Annotated in this window: 17 protein-coding genes and 1 pseudogene; 9 read left to right on the top strand and 9 right to left on the bottom strand. The window is 53.5% G+C overall.

Annotated elements, in window-relative coordinates:
- Window positions 1–70: 70 nt before the first annotated feature.
- Window positions 71–493, top strand: a complete 423-nt coding sequence (locus O7B34_RS16040) for a hypothetical protein (protein ID WP_337146963.1) — start codon at window positions 71–73, stop codon at window positions 491–493.
- Window positions 494–743: 250 nt separating this feature from the next.
- Window positions 744–1,403 (top strand): hypothetical protein, encoded by a 660-nt coding sequence (locus O7B34_RS16035; protein ID WP_337146962.1) that lies wholly within the window; start codon window positions 744–746, stop codon window positions 1,401–1,403.
- A gap of 314 nt (window positions 1,404–1,717) precedes the next feature.
- Here O7B34_RS16035 and O7B34_RS16030 read toward each other — a convergent pair whose 3' ends face one another.
- The gene (locus tag O7B34_RS16030) at window positions 1,718–4,588 is read right to left on the bottom strand and encodes a plasmid replication protein, CyRepA1 family (protein WP_337146961.1); all 2,871 of its coding nucleotides are present in this window, start codon (window positions 4,586–4,588) and stop codon (window positions 1,718–1,720) included.
- A gap of 389 nt (window positions 4,589–4,977) precedes the next feature.
- On the opposite strand from O7B34_RS16030, the gene O7B34_RS16025 reads away from it, so the two are divergent.
- A complete protein-coding gene (locus O7B34_RS16025; RefSeq protein ID WP_337146959.1) occupies window positions 4,978–5,349 on the top strand; it encodes a hypothetical protein in 372 nt (123 codons plus the stop codon).
- Between the two features lie 401 nt (window positions 5,350–5,750).
- Here O7B34_RS16025 and O7B34_RS16020 read toward each other — a convergent pair whose 3' ends face one another.
- A complete protein-coding gene (locus O7B34_RS16020; protein ID WP_337146958.1) occupies window positions 5,751–6,014 on the bottom strand; it encodes a helix-turn-helix domain-containing protein in 264 nt (87 codons plus the stop codon).
- A gap of 106 nt (window positions 6,015–6,120) precedes the next feature.
- On the opposite strand from O7B34_RS16020, the gene O7B34_RS16015 reads away from it, so the two are divergent.
- Together O7B34_RS16015 and O7B34_RS16010 are read left to right on the top strand one after the other, a co-directional pair.
- A complete protein-coding gene (locus tag O7B34_RS16015) occupies window positions 6,121–6,453 on the top strand; it encodes a hypothetical protein (protein ID WP_337146956.1) in 333 nt (110 codons plus the stop codon).
- A gap of 11 nt (window positions 6,454–6,464) precedes the next feature.
- On the top strand, window positions 6,465–7,181 hold the full coding sequence (locus tag O7B34_RS16010) for a hypothetical protein (RefSeq protein WP_337146955.1): 717 nt from the start codon (window positions 6,465–6,467) through the stop codon (window positions 7,179–7,181).
- A gap of 55 nt (window positions 7,182–7,236) precedes the next feature.
- On the opposite strand, the gene O7B34_RS16005 is transcribed toward O7B34_RS16010, so the two are convergent.
- The gene (locus tag O7B34_RS16005) at window positions 7,237–7,530 is read right to left on the bottom strand and encodes an ArsR/SmtB family transcription factor (protein ID WP_337146954.1); all 294 of its coding nucleotides are present in this window, start codon (window positions 7,528–7,530) and stop codon (window positions 7,237–7,239) included.
- A gap of 267 nt (window positions 7,531–7,797) precedes the next feature.
- On the opposite strand from O7B34_RS16005, the gene O7B34_RS16000 reads away from it, so the two are divergent.
- Window positions 7,798–8,790: a hypothetical protein gene (locus tag O7B34_RS16000; protein WP_337146952.1), complete on the top strand. Its 993-nt coding sequence runs from the start codon at window positions 7,798–7,800 to the stop codon at window positions 8,788–8,790.
- Between the two features lie 55 nt (window positions 8,791–8,845).
- A pseudogene (locus O7B34_RS15995) lies at window positions 8,846–8,995 on the top strand (MucR family transcriptional regulator); the annotation flags it as partial.
- A 91-nt stretch (window positions 8,996–9,086) separates the two neighbouring features.
- On the opposite strand, the gene O7B34_RS15990 reads toward O7B34_RS15995, so the two are convergent.
- Complete coding sequence (locus O7B34_RS15990) at window positions 9,087–11,084, bottom strand: caspase family protein (protein ID WP_337146951.1); 1,998 nt, start codon at window positions 11,082–11,084, stop codon at window positions 9,087–9,089.
- 86 nt (window positions 11,085–11,170) lie between these two features.
- On the opposite strand from O7B34_RS15990, the gene O7B34_RS15985 reads away from it, so the two are divergent.
- The gene (locus tag O7B34_RS15985; RefSeq protein WP_337146949.1) at window positions 11,171–12,112 is read left to right on the top strand and encodes a glycoside hydrolase family 25 protein; all 942 of its coding nucleotides are present in this window, start codon (window positions 11,171–11,173) and stop codon (window positions 12,110–12,112) included.
- A 49-nt stretch (window positions 12,113–12,161) separates the two neighbouring features.
- Entirely contained in the window at window positions 12,162–13,544 is a 1,383-nt protein-coding gene (locus tag O7B34_RS15980; RefSeq protein ID WP_337146947.1) for a phospholipase effector Tle1 domain-containing protein, read from the top strand.
- A gap of 51 nt (window positions 13,545–13,595) precedes the next feature.
- Here the strand turns inward: O7B34_RS15980 and O7B34_RS15975 are convergent, their stop codons facing one another.
- From O7B34_RS15975 to O7B34_RS15960, 5 genes are all read right to left on the bottom strand, one after another.
- Complete coding sequence (locus O7B34_RS15975; RefSeq protein WP_337146946.1) at window positions 13,596–14,213, bottom strand: hypothetical protein; 618 nt, start codon at window positions 14,211–14,213, stop codon at window positions 13,596–13,598.
- 2 nt (window positions 14,214–14,215) lie between these two features.
- Window positions 14,216–14,767: a C39 family peptidase gene (locus O7B34_RS32175; protein ID WP_442920968.1), complete on the bottom strand. Its 552-nt coding sequence runs from the start codon at window positions 14,765–14,767 to the stop codon at window positions 14,216–14,218.
- 46 nt (window positions 14,768–14,813) lie between these two features.
- Window positions 14,814–15,569: a hypothetical protein gene (locus O7B34_RS15970; protein ID WP_337146944.1), complete on the bottom strand. Its 756-nt coding sequence runs from the start codon at window positions 15,567–15,569 to the stop codon at window positions 14,814–14,816.
- Window positions 15,570–16,093: 524 nt separating this feature from the next.
- Window positions 16,094–16,750, bottom strand: coding sequence for a recombinase family protein (locus O7B34_RS15965; protein ID WP_337146942.1), 657 nt, complete (start codon window positions 16,748–16,750; stop codon window positions 16,094–16,096).
- A gap of 45 nt (window positions 16,751–16,795) precedes the next feature.
- Window positions 16,796–17,770, bottom strand: a complete 975-nt coding sequence (locus O7B34_RS15960; protein WP_337146941.1) for an HNH endonuclease — start codon at window positions 17,768–17,770, stop codon at window positions 16,796–16,798.
- Between the last annotated feature and the right edge of the window lie 239 nt (window positions 17,771–18,009).

Below are 18,009 nucleotides of genomic sequence, written 5' to 3'. Positions count from 1 at the left end.
AAGCGACGTTAGGAAGCAAATGTCGACTGCTCAGGCCAGGCCAATAATCACGGCTTCCGAATTGAGATCGTTGATCGAGACGATCCAGGATATGTCCGCACCGGATATTTTTAATCGTCGCGCTGCGGTCGCCAATCGTTTGCGGATGGTAATTATGTCATTGAGGCTGGAGGTTGAGGGAGCGCGACCTAAAATCAAGCGGATCAAAGAGTTTCTTGAAACCGACAATGTTGACCTGGGCGAAAGTCGCCAGATTCTCGACGCGATCGAACGCACAAATAGTGAAGCCCAGCGGTACAATCGTAGCTTCACCGTGGTACTCGCTGACGGTATTTCTCGAAGGATCGTCTTGAGCAACGACAATCCGACGGACTTCGTCGCCGAGGTACTCGTTAATGGCAGCGGAGCCGTTTCAGGGAGCGATCGCGGAATTCCACTCGGTGTATCGGACGGGTGGCATAACGTATTCGATAAGCCCGCCTCGGTCCAATAAGACAAAGTTTCTCTAGGCGAGCCAACAATACCGGCATGTCCGTCGCACTAAATAGAGGTGCCGATCATCCGGCATTACGTTTAGAACCTCCAGAACCGATCTGCTCCGTTTTCCCATTTGCTCCAATTCACATTCGACATCGGCATTTGAGCCGTGCCGACGGCTATCCTCGCACGACTTCAGACACCTAAACGCATTTTCAACCCGTCAACTCGATGGGTTTATATCCCTATGACAGAAGACAACTCACATGCTGAAAAGCCACCCACACGCCTCTCCACCCTCCATCCCATCTCAATATGCATCCTGGTTCGATGACAGGATCGAGCAGTTCATCGAAGCTCGCAAAGGCAAATACGAACCCACATCATTCTTCAAAGGACGGAATGGTTTTTTCATCACGATCTCTTTCGATCACAGCCTTCGCAAGCAGCGGCTGGAAGATTCCGCCCTGGTCGACGGCTCAGGCGCCAAAACGGAGATGGACACGTTCCAGGACCTGTACAACGTGATCTGCCGTATCCTAATTGGACGGAACTACCATCGACCCTCATTCCATGACCTCAAACCTCTGGCCATCGGTTGTCTGGACGTGAACGGATCGAGATACTGGAGATCGATGGGGGAGCTAGAGAACGCTCATATTCATTCAATTTGGATTTTCACCGACCAAACTACAGATGGATTTCGAACGTTGTTAGCCGACAAAGAACGCCTCGCATCCATCAAAGAACGGTTCTCGATTCGAGAGCTAGATGTCCAGCAGCTCGACCATGACCATCGAAATTCGACGGGTGACAGTCGTGCATCATCGTACATGGCGAAATTCATGGTGCACAATAATCATGAGCTAAAAGTCGCTGACGATTTCAGGGTGCTGCCATTTCAGGTCGAGAAAACGCTGAACTGAGACAGGGTTCAGGCAGGGTGCGTGAATGTTTTTGAGGTGAAGACGCGATCGCAAATCGGGTGTGCCGACAGCATCGGAAATCCGGATGGCCCTACTACCACCCTGCGCGGAGTTCCGCAGTTGAAGAGAAGCCCCGTCAAACCTGCGTGTGTGGCTTGGTGTGGTTTCCCATCGTGAGAATAGGTTTGCAGGGTAATGCCTGAAGTTGTTGGAATGTCCGTCTTTCAACGTGCTCGGAAGGAAGATGCCCCACCCCCCCTAACAGAGAGGGGGACAGGGCATGTGTTGATATAGCTAATCGAGTGCCAGTCCCCTCAAGCGGCGAGTTTGGGACGTTCGGAGTCCCCCCGGATTTGCCGACGTGAAGAGATTTCCATCATCTGATCCAAGCTGATTTGACTGATCCGGTACGGAACGACCGTGGGACCGCCAGCACGAGTCTTGGGAAGCTTTTCCAGGTCAAGCCCAACCATGGCCAGAAATGGTCGCAGCTGGGTGATTGGGTTGCCCTCAAGGCTTTTGTGGATCGCAATGTTGAACTGCTGCTGGATCGCAATCCGATTTCTCTTCACCCACTCAATGAAGGGTTGGAGACCAAGCTTACTGAACTCGGCTTCAGGATTGAAGACAAAGCTCCCATAGATGGGGGTCATGGAAAGGGTTTCCATTAGCAAGATGCGTGAGGCATTCGCATTCGGGATCAACATAGCCATCTGGTCCCGGCGCTTTGCATCCCCAATCCCATCGCGAAGCGATATTGCCGTAGTTCGATCAAGCATCGTTTCGAAGCAGCTCACGCGCGAACGGAACCGACCCCTGTCATCGAGTGAGATTAACTCGGCAGAGATCGCCGTGTTGTAGAACGCTTCGATTGCAGATCGCTCGTAACGAGCGAGATCAGCATCGCTAGCGAACTCGTAATTTCTGATCCGTCGCTCGATTCGCTCAAACTCGTCATTCGAGAGCGGCTCCGCACGCATAAGACGATCGACTTGGAACTGCGAGCGACGTTCCCTGCCGGCACCCAGAATGCCAACGCCAACGTGAATGAGATCGGCATCTGGGCCGACATGTTCAATTTCCCAACCCTGCTGCTTCTTGTAGTGGAGGAAATTGCGCCACAGGTCGTTCTTCGAAGCGCGCTGATGTGAAATGATTGCCACAGCAATGTCCGTCAGCTGGTCAGGACGATAGATGGCTTGAGGAATGGCGTCGTTGGTGTATCCATCGATAGTCGCATCCATGAGGTACGTTGTGAGCACATCCCGACTGACCACGCCTAGGTTCGTTTCAAATGCACCCTTCGCGGGCGATATGAAGACCTTCACCTGTTTCGGATGGCGGACGCGTCCCAGCTGCTGATCGCACTCGAAATGTGTCAACACCTGCGGCACGAACAAACCATACACGACGTCGTAGAAGCATTCGTCACCGTCGAAGGTGATATCAACGCCCGAGCTGATTGACGGTGAGCACAAGATCGCCTGATACTTCTTCGCCTCGACAGCGGGGCTCTTAATGAACTCAGCTGCGGCGGGGTCCTTCACTGCCGTCTCTTCGGAGGTGATCACCAGAATCGGGGCGTCTGGGCATTCCTCCCTGACTTGGGTAGCGATCTCTTGGATTCGTTCCTTAGAATTTGCCGTGAAGAAGCATCGCTTACTCGATTTCAGTGAGGTGACAAAGTCGCCGATCAAGTGCTGTTCGGACGTAAAGACCTCGATCTTGCCCTTCGGCGATACGTGCTGATTGATGATGATTTGAGTGCGCCTTCGGCCATTCAGCCGTTCAGCCCATTGGTTGATGAAGGAGAAAGACGTCCAGGACAGGTCCGCATCAGCTGCGATTACCTGCTTGGCCCGGCTCAGAATATTGATCAGCGCAAACAGAGCGTGCCGCCGCTTGCCATCGAGCGTCCTTGAAAGCGAGTGCGCCAGCACCTGCTCAGACTCGTCGATCACAACGAGATCGTAGGATTGTTCAGCGACAACCTTCGTTATGCTGTCCAAGCAAATGCCATAGCGTTTGCGGCGAATGGAGAGGGGTTCGTCGACCTTGTCATCGTGAAGGTAACAAGCGAGACCCAAGCGCTGGCACATGGAATCGATCAAAGCTCGCCGATGACCTATCAAAAGGACACGCCCTTTATTGGATTGAACGATTCTCGCAAGCTGTTCGGTCTTGCCCGATCCCTTCGGGCTCTTAATGTATGTCGTTTCACCGCGAACCGCGACATCGCCGAGGAAACGCTCGTTTCGAAATTCGATCGTAGCCGTCCTGAGACCCTCAATAGCCTGGTCGTCTATGCTCAATGGCCTCTGGTCCATATGCTTCAACGAGAAATCCAGCGTGTTCCTTGCAGCCGTTTCGAAGCTGTTAAAGTCGTATTGATCGGCTTGCCCCTGCCAATGCGTCACTCCACAAGCGGAGCAATACACCCCTTTGCTCTGCTTGCTGGCGTTTTCAACGACGAAGGCGCTGGGGTTCTTGTCGTCGTGAACCGGGCAGTGCACTTCGGTCTTGGCTGGCGCGCTAGCGAGGAGTATGTCGTCTCCCTTCGCGGTATGGACAACCAAGTCTGCCGGCAATTGGATGGTGGATCGGCCGCTCCCGACAATACCGAGAGACCGGTCCTTGAACCCTGCGGCAGCGGTTTGTTCGATCAGCTCGTCTACGATCGCAGATGGCAGCGTCATTCCGATTTGGGTGATCTGCGCGCCTGTGTTGCCATAAAACATGCGGGCAGCGTCAACTGCCTTCGGGTCTCCGTTGAGCTTCAGCGCAAGTGAGCGCGTTGCCGCCTTGACGTCGTGAGCGTTCAAGAGGGTCTCTTCAAGGACGAAAATGATCCGGAAGCGATGCACTTCGGGGGTGTGGCTGCACGTCGTATAAAGGAATGACGCGTGCGCCTGGACGAAGGGGTGCTCTATGGCCTCCGTGAGCGTCGTGCCGCCGTCAATGTCCACCGACAAAATGTCTGTCGCGACAAAGTTGTCGGCTTTCCGTCTACCGTTGAGCTCGGCACAATATGCGTGACCTTGCTTAATGTGAGCGATCAGCTCGTCGGCATTTAGTTGACACGGTTCGAAGCCCTCGGCCCTTGCTAGGGTATCGCCGAGTTCGTCTTTGTTAATGAGCCGCTTGTTTATGGACAAACGGAGGGGTTTGGTCGTGAAACCATTCATGAGAAGATCCTTTGATTTTGGGTTTTAAGTTAGGTTTGGTGGCCCAGCGGGATGCTGGAATTTTTGAAAATATGAATTTTTAAAAATGTGATGCCGCTTTATCACTTAGGCCTACGTAGCATTAATTGGTTTAAAACGCAATATATCGGCGACTTTGGCGAATATATACTTAAATTAAACCAATAGTATATTGGTTTAATTTATTTCGCAGAAACCACCGAGATATCAGTGGGTTGTGCGGACCCCTGCCGCCGAAAAAAGTAGGGCGGTCAAAACCCGCTGCTGAGCGCTGAAAAAAGTTTGCTGCAATGATGCCTGAACCGCGTCGCGTTGACCTTCTCGGCCGTTCGACGGGATGCTGTTGTCGATCAACAAGGAAGGAGATCACAATGGCATTCGAAGGATTGAAGCTGGTCGCCACCCCGAAGCAGGACGCATCGGACCCTGCATCCAAGCGGCGGCAAAGGCTGGTAATGCAGATCGACCATCAGCTGTATATGGCCGAACCGGAAAACGTCGGCCGAAAGTTCCGTGGCCGCTGGTGGACAATTGGGATCGACGGCAAGCCGACACTGGCAATCAAGTACGGCAAAATCCCCCTGGAGCTTGCCAAAGGCAAGCATGCGTTCGCATGCCCGGATATTGCAGGCGTCACCGATGCCCTTCAGAAGGCCCGAGTAGCCGCTGTGGACGGAGCATTCGACGTACAGTTGGCGACTGTGTCAGAGCAGGTCAGGGCTCGATTCAAGAAGGGACGCTGAGCACCCATCGCCTATTCCGCGGTTGGGGGAATAGGCACCGCCACAGCAGTCGGGTCAAGGAAGGACAGCCGACTATCGGACCAGTCCAAGGTTGACCCGACACTGTGTCACAATAGTTGGTTCGAGGACTGTGACCCACTGGCTGTCCAACACGTATCTCTCTATGGCTAAGTCAGGACGCCCCAACTCATAAAGCCTAGCTAACCCCGTGGTTTCGTGACTGCTTATCTGTGCGAGAGTGCGTTGCGCGCCTTCAGATGCCAATATTCTTCGAAGCTCCTTCGGATTGTAGGATGTTTCCCGCTGGATTCGCCCGCAATGATTCAACAGTTCACAGGCTAGTTGGCTGTCTTGTTTCGGGCTTAGCGCCATTCGTTCCCCCTCAATGCCAGCCAGAACGGCTAGCCTGTCCTTTTTCGCCCGGCTTTCAGCGTGGTCGGTACGGCTTCCCCGTCCACCGGTTCCCGAAACAGCTGTGAAATATGGATGCTCATGGCATCAGCCAACTTGTTGAGCGTGACGATGGTTGGGTTGCGCGCTCCGCGCTCCAGATATCCGACATAAGCCCGTTCAACGCCAGCCGAGAGCGCCAAGTCATCTTGCGAGATGCCTCGTTCAACCCGTAAGCGCCGGAGATTCCAGGCGACTAATGACTGCACTTCCATTTTCAGGAAGCAATCAGTTGCCCTTGCCCGAAACCACGTAATATAAGACCATGATTATGGGCTGAGGAGCTTATCTCCTCGGGGTATCAGACTTGTTGGGGGACTAATGGACGAGACCGCTTCGCCGGCCGCAACGATCGACTGTCCGTATTGCGCGGAGCCGATCAATCCGAAATCCAAGAAGTGCAAGCACTGCGGGGAAATCCTCGATCCGCAGATGCGGGAACTCGAGCTTTTAAAGAGCCAGCGGAACACCCCTCAGGTGTTCATGAATGCCGGCGGCGGAGCTGCCGCTGCTGCGGCTGCTTCTGGGGTCGGGACGATGTTGAGGCGATTCCCCCACTGGATGCATGTCCTTCTGGTGATCCTGTCTGGCGGGCTTTGGATTCCGGCGTACATCCTGATGTACCTGTTCCGAAACAAGCGCTACTACTATTGATAGGCTGTCCGATGGATGTCCTCTCCACGCGCTTCCTAACCAGCAATACGATTAAAACGGCGCTCCCACTGGTAGCCTTGATGGCCGGCGCGCCGATAGCCCACGCGTCTGATCCGCTGCCGGTTGGGGATGGCGCCTATATGATGTCAGCCAATGCGTGCGAGCAGTTTCGTAAGGGGGAACTGGACTCGATTGAGTTTTCGGTCTCGAAAGGCGGCCACGCGTATGAAGTTCCCGAAGTGGGGTGCGTGGTCGCTTCGGTACGCAAGCTACGGACAAATCGTTATGTGGTCGAAGCCGATTGCCTGGAAACCGGAAATCCTTTCCAGCGTTCGTTCATACTGGATGTCGAGAGCGAGCAGACGATACGAATTGACGGTCAGCAACTGACTGCCTGCGAGGTTAAGGGTCCGACTGGCAAGCTCATTCAACGTACCGAACACCTTCCCGGTATTCCGATCGTTCCTGCCAACAGTGAAAATGGCACGAAAGCCGAGACCAAAAGGGCAACCCCACCGACGAAGCTGATTCGTCAGTGGGAGGCAGCTAACGAGAATTGCCGTGGCGGCTCCGGAGATGATCCTAAAACCCTCAAGGCGTGCGGTGTCAGAGACACGCTGGCCCATCAGCTTGCAACGGTGAAGTGGTGCTATGGCAGAGAAGGCCAATCCCATTACCAGTACAGATGGCACCGCTGCCAGAAGGGCTCAATCCACTACCCCTCATAACTGCCATGCTCATCGGGATGACAGCGGGTAAGCTGGCCGGCAATATGCCTGACCGTCACAAGATGCCGATCAGGGACCCGATCGCCTTCTGGATCGCGTCCTCATTCCGCTTGTAGAAAATACGGGTACCGACCCGCGTTGACGTGACCAAATTGGTCTTCGTCAGCCACTTCATGTGAAGGCTAACGGACTCCTGGGTGATCTGAAGCTTGCTCGAAATCATTTTGTTCGTCAGCCCGGTGTCGGCCGCATCGGGAACGTCAGGGAAATGCTCCTCAGGGTAGTTCAGGTAGTCCAAGATTTTCAGCCTTGCGTCACAGGCAAGCGTCTTCATCAGTCGGTAATCCATCGCCGGCTCCATCAACGTGCTTCTGATGGGCGGCTATCCCCTAGCAACCGACTATCGACAACGACATGTCTTGAGACAGATTTTCATATTTCCTCGCTGTTTAGCGGCGTTTCTAACGAAAAGCGGCGCAAAGTCCGCGTTTAACCCGGCTTCTACAGCCTAAAATGAGCGTTAGAAGCGTTGTTTTTCTCCGTAGATCGGCGCTTCGAAATCCTGCGGTTGTCGACGAGGATGTTTATGGGGAAAGCGGGCTATCAGGAGATAGCCATGCATCACTATCGAAATAACACGCAGCTCGTCCGCAATCTGTCGGACAATTCGATGATCGCTCTACTGGCGCGGCAAGACAGCGATCAGGTTCACTCGATCTGGCAGAGTGATCGCATCTGCGAGTACCTGCTCGCATCAGATAGCCGGCGGCACACTTGGCATGCGTGGCTTGCTATTCATGGCACCGCCATCTGCGATGTTGCCGACACATACCGGCTTTTGACCTTCTCCAAGTCCCGGCAGATTCTCACGCACGCATTCGGCTCCTCCCCTGCGGGCATGGTCCCGGCACTCAGCAAATTGGGACCATATGCTAGGCCAAAACACGTTTATGTGGCGCTTCATCAGGCGCTTTCAGCATGTAGGCCGCTGGCAGATCACATCTTTCAGGCGACCGAAATCCGGGACGACGACCTTGTCTCACTGGCATCAGCCTCGACCATGCTCGTGTCGAACCGAGTCTTCCGTGTGCTTCTGAAGTGCAAGATACCCGCCCCGACGCTGGTTGAATTGCTGTGGGTGATCGCACAGTTGGCACCGATCCACGATGATCAGCACCTGGTTAGAGCCGTTTCTCAGGGCCGCCAGGCGGCAGCTATCCTCGCCAATTTGCTTGGCCTCATGCCGTTCCCCGACCCACCGTTTGATCAGGTTGGTGACCTCGTTCCGATCACCACAGCTGAGCAGCTTCGAAAAGCCGGGCATGAATTCGACAACTGCCTGAGGGGCGGCGAAGAACTCGCGCACGCTCTCGCGTCAATCCAGTCGGGTCAGCGATACTTCTATCGCTGGATTGGCGATCATCCGACGATCCTCGCATTTTGTAGGTGTGGTATAACGGGATGGATTTTGGCTGAGCGTTCTGGTCCAGCTAATGCCCGCGTCTCGCAAGTTGCGGTCAATCAGATCAGCGAAGCGCTAGCCGGCATCACCGACGTGTTCGTCGGCAAAGAAGGCGCAGGCTTGTTAGAGTGGGTCTGTGCGAGATGATCTCGACGGCCGGCCCGCCGTTGATTGGCCTTTCGCCAAAAGCTAGGAAGGCTGGATGCTTCAAAGGAGAGAGCCCTTGGCCGACGAGACCATCAACCTGATCGAATTAACCGCCGATATCGTTTCCGCCTACGTAAGCAACAATCCTGTGCCGGTTGCGTCACTCTCGGACCTGATCCACAGCGTGAACCTGTCTTTGTCGAGGCCTCCTTGGTCGCTCATGGTGGCACGTTCGGCGTCGGCACGCTAATTACCGCTGACCGAAAAATCTCGCAGTAAAGACACTTTTCGTCCCGCTATTTCTGATCTGCCGGCAACTTCACATACGCATTCCGAGCAGCGGCAATATCGCTGCGGCCTAGCCATATCTCTATGACAGGATTTTCATTTACCGGCTTAAGGTTCCCTGTCGTGAGCATAACCACACCGACCTTATGACCTAGTCGATTGGACAGTTCGTTAGATAGATCAACCGCGTCGCTCCGCTGAGCGCTCAAGAAGTAACGTACTTCAGTCGAGTTTGGCGACTGTATTTGATCGCCCTCGTCAACTGCAGAGACATGTTTGGCAAAGCCAAGCTGTGGCAACTCCGAGTTGAGATAACTCACCATTCTATCTCCGATCAAAGTCTCCGACCGGGATGGCACCTGTAGGTACACCGTACTTGTCGCCCTTGCATCTTCGGCCCCTTCACATAAATACACGCTCAAATAGTTCTTTGACCGGTTTCCCGTGATCGGAAACTGGGTTAGTGGCGTCGGCGACTTGCTGTTTACATAATCAGCCCAAGCCAACTCCGAGCGACTCCGTGGGTCTACCCAGACCGTATTCATGCCGTAAACAAAGTTGTGCTCGAGGTTTAATGCAGCTGTAAGCTCCCTCACTCGAACGAAAGCCAGCCGATTCCCTTCAAGTACAAAGTTCGAACGAGTTGTTCTTGTTATCTGCTGCGCCAATTCCGTGGCGAGTTGCAGCCGGTGGCCACTTTGCGAGTCCCCTGTGCAATAATAGATGTCCATCCGCAATGCATCAGAGGCGGGCGACATGTTCGGAATGTCATCTGGCGCGATAGTGTCTTGCGAGACGATAACGTCATTTGTAGTAAACCTATGGATGTCAGTCACCCCGGGCGTATACTCGTTAAAAGCAAGAATCGGCTCGTTTCGGGATTTCGCACCGACTTGGTCCAGACCCTTTTGAATAAACTCGGTCTTCTGACCTTTCCCACCTATCCCCTCCTCGGGCTCTTCGGGTCGGAATAAGAGTGCGGAATCGGTGCGCCAAATCGCAAGTGGTTGTGGACAGCCCTTAAAGCAGAATACTGGCCGGTAGGGCATTAGACCCTGCCGTTGAGCGTACTGACGCTTACCCTCATCGAGTGCCTCCTGAGCGTTGTATACTCGGAGTCGCAATTCATCAACAAATGTGCTGACGTTGACCTTCTGCATGTCCTCATCGGCAAGCATGGACAGGATGGTGCTGGCGAACATCGTTGATCCGGCCCTGCCACCGTCATCGGCTGGCAAGCCAGGCGGAGTCGAATATGCCACAATTATGTTCTTGAGTTCCTTCTGAGAGTCGTCGGGATATCCATATGTCAACGAAATCCGCTGCACCTGCTTAGCCGTCAAGGCCTTCGGCGATTTCTTGATCAAGTCGTCGACCTCAGATCTGTATTTATTCAAAACCGGGTTATCGCGACAAGCATCAATGAAGACCAAAAACCCCTGGCCCGGAAGGCCGTTCAGACCAATAATGTCCCTAGTCAAATTGACGGCTTGATCGCCAAAAATTTCGTAGTCAGGCCCCTTTACAATCCTTTTGAGTTCTCTCAGCGGGTCGATATCGCTGTCAACACCAAATATATACTCGTTACTGTGATTTTGAGCTCCGTGTCCAGCATAATAAATCACCGCAAAAGGATTGTCACTTCCGTCAATTCTTTCGCCGCTGAAAGCACTAAGTTCCCTCCTAATCTGGGCATTAGTGAGATTGCAGTAAGTGCGTCTTAAATATTGACTATCACCCATCTTGCTCTTGTCTGCCATTGACGGATGAATATGGTCAGGGTCCCAACCGACCTGCAGGAGCGATTGTCGGAAGGCAATCGCTTCGTCGCAGGCAGTATCAAGATCCCCCAAGGAGCTCCCGTTAGCAAGATAGTCAGCATTTCCTATGACCAGTGCATAGCGACTTGGTTCTTTGGTTGCTGGTGCCTGGCCAGCGCTCGGTCTCGTCAGTAGGCCAAGAAGTAAGAAAACGCTGATCGCTATGCCTGAGGAAAGCTTCCGCATTTATCGCTCCGCGCAAAAAGTTAATACGTTGAACAACGGTTTGATGATGATATGTTTGCGTGGGGCTCTTGAAAAGGGGGAAGCAGATGCGAATTTCTCGAAGGACAACGCTTTTAGGTGCGGCGGCAGTGGCGGCGAGCTGGGCCGCGCCATCCGCTCGCGCTGACGCTAAGCTTTTCAACCTTGTTGACGACGATACTCGCGGAGCGTTGGGAGAGCGTGATCTTCTAGAGTCGGGTATTTCTGAAGATCATTTGCGTTCAGCCATGGCCGACTTCATCTTTCCGGACAACGCCGACGATGGAAAGCCCTACGGTATCGATGTTTCTCATCATACTAAGAATGTGCCATGGGCTGATCTTCACGCCGTGAAATGCCAATATGTTTATGTAAAAGCGTCGCAGGCATCGCGCGGCGTCGACGAACGGTTTGTCGAGCACTGGAAGAACGCCACCTCGATCGCAAATGTTCCCGTCGGGGCATACCATTTTCTGTGCCCAAGAATACCGGGCGAAGATCAGGCTAAGTTTTTCCTTTCTCGTGTTGTCCAAGTCGACGGTGTAGCTGATGGCAATCTACAGCCGGTGGTTGATCTTGAATGGGACACTTACGGTCCCGATTTCAAACGAGTTGTGAGCGGTTATGATAAAAAGAAAAGGCCGATTTACAAAGACTATTGGTTGGACGAGAAGCCCAGTGACATTGTAGCGGTCGTGCAGGGATTTGTGGACCAATTGAGGGCTCAAGTCGGCAGTCATATTGTTCCGCGAATATACACGAATAGAACGTGGTGGCATTCCGTCTTAGGCGACAAGGTTAGGTTTAATGATTGCAAGATATGGATATCAGATTACCGTAAGGCAAGTTTTGATAGCCAGCAGCCACAAAGCGTGGTCGGGCATGAATACGATCTGTGGCAGTTCAGTGAAACTGGGCGAATTCGAGCATCCAAGGGGCCGCTGGTTGGTCCGTTTGATTGCAACAAGCTGTCGAGAGGCGCTCTTTCAGATCTGATCATAAGCCAGTGACCAGGGCGAAGCAAAGAAATCACGCTGTTCGCTAATTTCGGGATGAGTCGTGTCTCGCAACATTGTCATCTTTTCAGACGGTACTGGTCAGCGCGGCGGTGTTTTCTTTGATGAAAATAGGAGCAACATCTACAAGCTGTATCGGGCGACCAGGTGCGGTCCCGATTCCACGGTCAATCCCTCGCTGCAACTAACGTTCTACGATCCTGGGATCGGGACGGAACCTATCGGCAGCAGCTTCCTATCCCGCCTTTACAGACGTCTTCATAACTTGGTTGGCCAAGCGACCGGTCTAGGTCTGACGTTGAACATGATACAATGCTATGCTGCGATCATCCGGCTGTGGCGGCCGGGCGATAAGATATTTCTGTTTGGGTTCAGTCGCGGCGCCTATACCGTTCGTGCACTCGGGGGCGTTTTGTCATTCTGCGGTGTACCCACACAGCAAGCAGACGGCGGCCCGCTTTTGCGTGACGAAGCCTCCACGCTGAAGATCGCAAAAGAAGCCGTCAAACAGGTCTACCAGTTCACAAACTCCCGTAACCTGCAGACCGCGACGAAGCGCCAGTTGGCGCGATTACAACAGCGCGATTTGATCGCTGCGAGATTCCGAGCGAGGTACCAGTCTGGGGATCTGGGACAGTCAAACGCTGTGCCATATTTCATAGGAGTGTTCGATACCGTTGCCTCACTCGCTAGCCCTGTCGCCATTGCAGGAATGATCGCTGTTTTTGCGGTATCAGTCGGGATTTTGGCGGCGCTTCTCTCCATTCTTTGGCTGTCTTTCACGGCTTGGTCAGCGATTTTCTTCGGTGTGACAGCCGGAATCGCCGTGATTTGGTACTTGTTTGATCACATAAAAATACCGGGGGCGCTGCCGGGCTTTAGCTTTCTCAAGACGATCCAATGGACCGAGTTTAGGATGCGCTTCTACGATTGGCGACTGTCTCCACGGGTTCCATATGCGAGGCACGCGTTGTCCATTGATGAAAACCGCAAGGATTTCAATCGAGTGCCGTGGGGCACGAAATCTGATCCAAACGACGTCGATGAAAGCGGGGCAAATCGCCTTCAACAAGTGTGGTTCGCTGGCGATCACTCTGATGTTGGCGGTAGCTACCCAGAGAACGACTCCAGGCTTTCTGACACTTCCTTGAAGTGGATGGTTGATGAGGCAAAGGCGGCGGGCCTCCTTTGCGATGACGACTGGCTGAATGTCTTTCCAGACGCAGCAGGTCCGCAACATGACGGACGTCAGGGTACGGTATTCCGGTTCATCGCACCGTTCGTGAGAACCATCCCGGTCGATGCGACCCTCCATCAGTCGGTGTTGGACAGGTTCGCACTACCAGAGGTGCTTCAGTACAACGTGCTGAAACCTTATCGCCCTGAAGGACTGAGGCAGCACGAGAAGGTCAAGCAGTACTATTAGCGGCTGTTCGGTGTCAGACAGCTCCCACCCCTCGGCAATGGTAAAGCCATGCTATTGATCAGGAACCCCGATAGACGGCGGAACGGAACTCAATGCGGTGACAAAATCATCGAATGTGTACAAATGGCGCAGAGAGATCAGCTTCTCGTCGTAGATCGGTCGCTCTACAACAACCACGTCGTTTTCCGTCGGCAAAACGAGCCAAAAGGCAGTGACGCCGTAGGCTGGAACGATCAACATTCGAACTTCAGCGTCGGTAGCAACATTGGAGTCGATCCAACTCACGGATTGATCGACCTTTGCTGCAATCGATGACGAACCGACTTCCGTGACCGTGAAGTCAGTAAGCTGTTCATTCGCCTTAGAGCGAGCGTATCTATACGCCGCCTTTCCGTCGCCAATTTGATGATGCCAATATCCGGTAGACCGTGCAAGGTTAGCGACGTTTTTCGATTTGGATTTTATCGCATCCAATCCAAGGCTCCATATAGGGAAGCTCTCTGTTAGCTGCAGTTCTTGGCCCCCAGGGTTGGGCTCCAGGCCCAGGTCCAACTCTACCCCTTTGGGATCGAGGTGACCGCTGCCAAAAGGCAGCACGGGTAGCCTTTGCGCAATCTGCGAAGCAACCGACTGCTGAATTCCCATCGGCAGTTGTGATGCATTGACCAAGGTCAAACTCCTACACTACCGCCAAGATTGTGGTATGTCATGGCCCATTGACCCATGCCATCCGCCGTTATCACGGCATCAAACGACTTTCTTACCGCAGCATCCGAAAGAGGGTCCATAACAACAACGTCTCCGTTCCCATAGTACCCGGTGAGCAAAACGACATGCGCGCCTGTCCCGGACCATTGAATATACGCCTCTACAGGGCGGTTGTTATCAATTTGGTTTTTTACCTCTTCCAGCGTAAGGGGACGCATCGTTTTGGTGAACGGGAACTCAAGGCCCTTATAGACTACCTCTGGCCACAGTGGTTGATTGCATGCAGGCGATGACGGCGTAGCACAGCAGGGGTGTGCGAACACGTTGGTTGCAAGATCGCACTGTGTGAACTGATTGGTGCCGAGAAAATGGAAAACCATTTCGCAACACGCCGCCCAGCACCAAAGTCTCTGACGTTGATGGCTGAACACAACGTCAAGAGTTAGGTCGGTTCCACCTGGCGGCGCTGGTAAAAACCTGGAGATCGCAACTCCCTCGACGATTCTGAGGCCCATCATTCCACCCCTACGAACCCACCATCGATGGCTCACCAGAAACCCGTCAGCAGAGGCCGCTCTGAGTGCAATCCGGGAGAGCTCGTTGCAGGACACCTTGATTTTGGATCTGGTCTAGGCGTTGTTGCGTATAAGGATCGACCTCGTTGGCAGCCGGCTTAGCGGGCGAGGGCGGCACCACAGTGATAGAGAATTTTGGAGGCTCTGGCGGAGCGCCGGGAGGCGGCGGCGGGCTTGGCTTTTGAACCACATACACAGCGATTGGCTTAGGCGCTGCTGGCGTCTTAATCTTTGCAAATGCTACACTTAGGGTGTCGTCGTTTGTCAACGATCCGCTCGCCTTCGCGGTTTCTGTTACCGTAAGCAGCTTGATCACGGGCGATGAATTTGCATCAATTGTAAGTTTAAACTGGTTCGCGTAACTTAAGGTATCCGGTTGTGCAAAATCGTCATACGTTGCGAATATCCTGTCACGCCACGGAACAATCCCGAGATTACCCGTCAAAGGATGCCAACCGAGTGAACTGACAACCTCCTGTTCTTTATCGCAATCGAGTTTTCGAAGGCTTTTCAAATTTGCACTATAGGCAATAAGGGTGTCACGATGACCGTGCTGGTTTATATCGGCGCCAAAAGGAAGATCTATTACCTTGTTTAAATTTCGATTGTACTTGTGGTCATAGCCGACGCCAGCATCGATTTCGCTGTCAGCCTTCAGCGTTATCTGGGTGGATACAGACCATTTGTCGACATCGAACCACGAGGGCGATTTTAGCTTATCGTCAATAAAAGCCCTCTTCATCTCACAATCCAAATGACGCACAACCAACGCAACTGGAAATCTAGCAGTTGGCGTAAAGTTAGGAAGAGGAGCACACGACGACATAACGAAAGCTGAGACGAATACAGCGCCTAGCTGACCAATTGTCAGGGACATAGGGCGCCGGGATGTTATCAAGTCGTGGAAAATACGACGACAGCCACCTCGTCCTTCGGAAACATAATAAATATGCACCGGACAGCCCCCCAGCCCAGAGTAATACATCATATTTTTCTTATATTAGGGGCTCGAATCGATCTTGGCAATTGCGGTGGATGCGATATTTTACAACTGCTTGTTTGGCAGGACGGTTCTCGACCGCATCACCAAGTCTTACGAGCCACCGATGGTGCCGCCTCTGAAGGAATACCGGGTTGGATGTCCGGCGGCTCGGTGCAACCAAACGATCCACCGAAAGGCACGTGCAACACTGCGCCTTGTAGGTAGAACGAAGACATATTTATTTCGATAGCATTCTCACGAAACGTCTATGTGAGGCGATAGGCTTACGCGAGGCGGTTGACGTCGCTGAACGCGCTCCTGAGCGCGGCTTTGATGTTCTTCACGGACTGTGCATGGAAGCGATGACCGTTCACAGTTTTGATCCCAGCGTGGTTCAAATGACGAGCTAGCGCTGAATGGGACATCGCTTGCCAGCCATCTGGAAAGGACATGCTAGCCAGCCGCGCAAAATCGATCGCCTTCGCCTTGTTTGCAGCGGCAAGAGAACGTCCGTTTTTTCCGAGCAGCTGTCCGCGTCGTTTAGCTTGGGCAAGTGCAGCTTTTGTCCGCTCAGAAATCACTCGACGCTCTTCCTGAGCCAGAGCTGCAAAAATGTGAAGCTGAAAGTCGGTCGCATGGGGCATCTCAGCGACAACCAGCTGAACTCCCTTCTCCATCATGGTGGCGATGAAGCTGACCCGCCGAGAAAAGCGGTCCAGGCGGGCGATTAGCAGGGATGCCCCGGCTTTTTTCGCGGCATTTATCGCTTTTGCCAGTTCAATTCGTCGATCGTTCTTGCCAGATTCCACTTCAACGAACTCCGCGACCAGCGACCCATGGGTCGCGGCAAATTGGCGGACCATCTGCTGTTGAGCGTCTAAACCGAGGCCGGAACGCGCCTGCTTTTTGGTCGAAACTCGGTAGTAGCCGACATATTTCATGGATGACGGCATCGTAAATTGCACACGGAGGATCAACGGGAGGCATCAGCCTTTGTCGGCCAAGACGGTCGCACGCGCTTTCGCATATTGACGATGGAGTTCGAGGTATTTGGCGTGGTTCTCTGTAAGTCCAGAGACTCGGTAACGTTCGAGGGCGGCCAAGCCAGCCTGCACCAATTGAGCCTGTGTCAGATTGCCGGTGTTTAGCCACGAGCCGTCGTCCGCGAGGCTGATCAGCCCTTTGTCAAAGGCCGCATCGAACGCAGGGGAGAGTAGCAGGCCGTTGAATTTATCTAGCTTCTCCACATCACTCGCTACTGCCCAGGGATGAATGTGAGAGGCGACGAGTAGGTCAAGGATGTCTAAGCCCGTGGCGCAGCACTTGCCACTCCATAGATCTAAGAGATCTCTGCGAAATTGTCCTTGACCGACACGAGCTTGAATTATCGTCTGGCGGGTCGTCGGAATTGGGGAAGTCGGCTCCGGCGGAGCGTCAACGTCAATCTGGTTGCCGATACCATTCTGCAACCATACCGGGTTTTCCGTATCCAGGATGGAAGCAATGCGCTCGAAAAGCGGTATGCCATCGATGTCCTGAATACGGGTAAGGTAGATTTGCGATCCTCGACCCGTACCGTCCTCGTGGTTCAGGAGAGGCCGGTATTTGACCCGCTCAGTAAACAGCCCCGCGGTTAGCTCGTCCCGATCTCTCGGCTTGTTGAACAGGATGAACGTGGTTGGCAGCAGCCAACCAAAGCTATGCCATTTGCCATCTGGAAATCCCGCGGGCTTTGCGCTGTCCGGAATAGCCGTACGACGGGCAACGCCAACACCTTCAATCCGCCCGTCTCTTGCGAGGACGATAAACTCGCCTACACGCACTCCTTCGATGATGGACCAATGCCACGCCGGGTCATCGAGAGTTCCGTTTTTCGCGACAGTTTTGTTCGGGCACCATAATGCGCCCGCCGACCGTTGCTCAGCAAACCTCTCGCCTAGATTGACCCACCAAACGCTCATGACAGCCTCCCTAACGCTGCAAAGATCCGCAATGTGACCTTAGAAGGTGACTAACCTATCCCCTGAAAGCCCGACAATCACAATCTGCGAAGACCACCGACGCCATCGGCACTCAGGTCAATCGTCAAACATAAACGCTGGTTTATGTTTTAAGGGATCCGCCAAACCGCCAATGATGGCAACATATCGAATGCCCGCCGGCCCTCGCGAGTTTTGACACCGGCAGCATCCCGAATCAG

Origin of the sequence: Mesorhizobium sp. Cs1299R1N3 (assembly GCF_037179625.1) — a bacterium.
GTDB classification, from domain to species: domain Bacteria; phylum Pseudomonadota; class Alphaproteobacteria; order Rhizobiales; family Rhizobiaceae; genus Mesorhizobium; species Mesorhizobium salmacidum.
Note: the sequence above shows the minus strand (reverse complement) of the source record. Positions and strands in the feature narration are given on the sequence as shown.

Excerpts from the sequence above, each read along its gene's own strand:
- O7B34_RS16035 (WP_337146962.1), top strand. The coding sequence starts at position 744 with ATGCTGAAAAGCCACCCACACGCCTCTCCACCCTCCATCCCATCTCAA.
- O7B34_RS16030 (WP_337146961.1), bottom strand. The coding sequence starts at position 4,588 with ATGAATGGTTTCACGACCAAACCCCTCCGTTTGTCCATAAACAAGCGG.
- O7B34_RS16025 (WP_337146959.1), top strand. The coding sequence starts at position 4,978 with ATGGCATTCGAAGGATTGAAGCTGGTCGCCACCCCGAAGCAGGACGCA.
- O7B34_RS16020 (WP_337146958.1), bottom strand. The coding sequence starts at position 6,014 with ATGGAAGTGCAGTCATTAGTCGCCTGGAATCTCCGGCGCTTACGGGTT.
- O7B34_RS16015 (WP_337146956.1), top strand. The coding sequence starts at position 6,121 with ATGGACGAGACCGCTTCGCCGGCCGCAACGATCGACTGTCCGTATTGC.
- O7B34_RS16010 (WP_337146955.1), top strand. The coding sequence starts at position 6,465 with ATGGATGTCCTCTCCACGCGCTTCCTAACCAGCAATACGATTAAAACG.
- O7B34_RS16005 (WP_337146954.1), bottom strand. The coding sequence starts at position 7,530 with ATGGATTACCGACTGATGAAGACGCTTGCCTGTGACGCAAGGCTGAAA.
- O7B34_RS16000 (WP_337146952.1), top strand. The coding sequence starts at position 7,798 with ATGCATCACTATCGAAATAACACGCAGCTCGTCCGCAATCTGTCGGAC.
- O7B34_RS15990 (WP_337146951.1), bottom strand. The coding sequence starts at position 11,084 with ATGCGGAAGCTTTCCTCAGGCATAGCGATCAGCGTTTTCTTACTTCTT.
- O7B34_RS15985 (WP_337146949.1), top strand. The coding sequence starts at position 11,171 with ATGCGAATTTCTCGAAGGACAACGCTTTTAGGTGCGGCGGCAGTGGCG.
- O7B34_RS32175 (WP_442920968.1), bottom strand. The coding sequence starts at position 14,767 with ATGGGCCTCAGAATCGTCGAGGGAGTTGCGATCTCCAGGTTTTTACCA.
- O7B34_RS15970 (WP_337146944.1), bottom strand. The coding sequence starts at position 15,569 with ATGAAGAGGGCTTTTATTGACGATAAGCTAAAATCGCCCTCGTGGTTC.
- O7B34_RS15965 (WP_337146942.1), bottom strand. The coding sequence starts at position 16,750 with ATGAAATATGTCGGCTACTACCGAGTTTCGACCAAAAAGCAGGCGCGT.
- O7B34_RS15960 (WP_337146941.1), bottom strand. The coding sequence starts at position 17,770 with ATGAGCGTTTGGTGGGTCAATCTAGGCGAGAGGTTTGCTGAGCAACGG.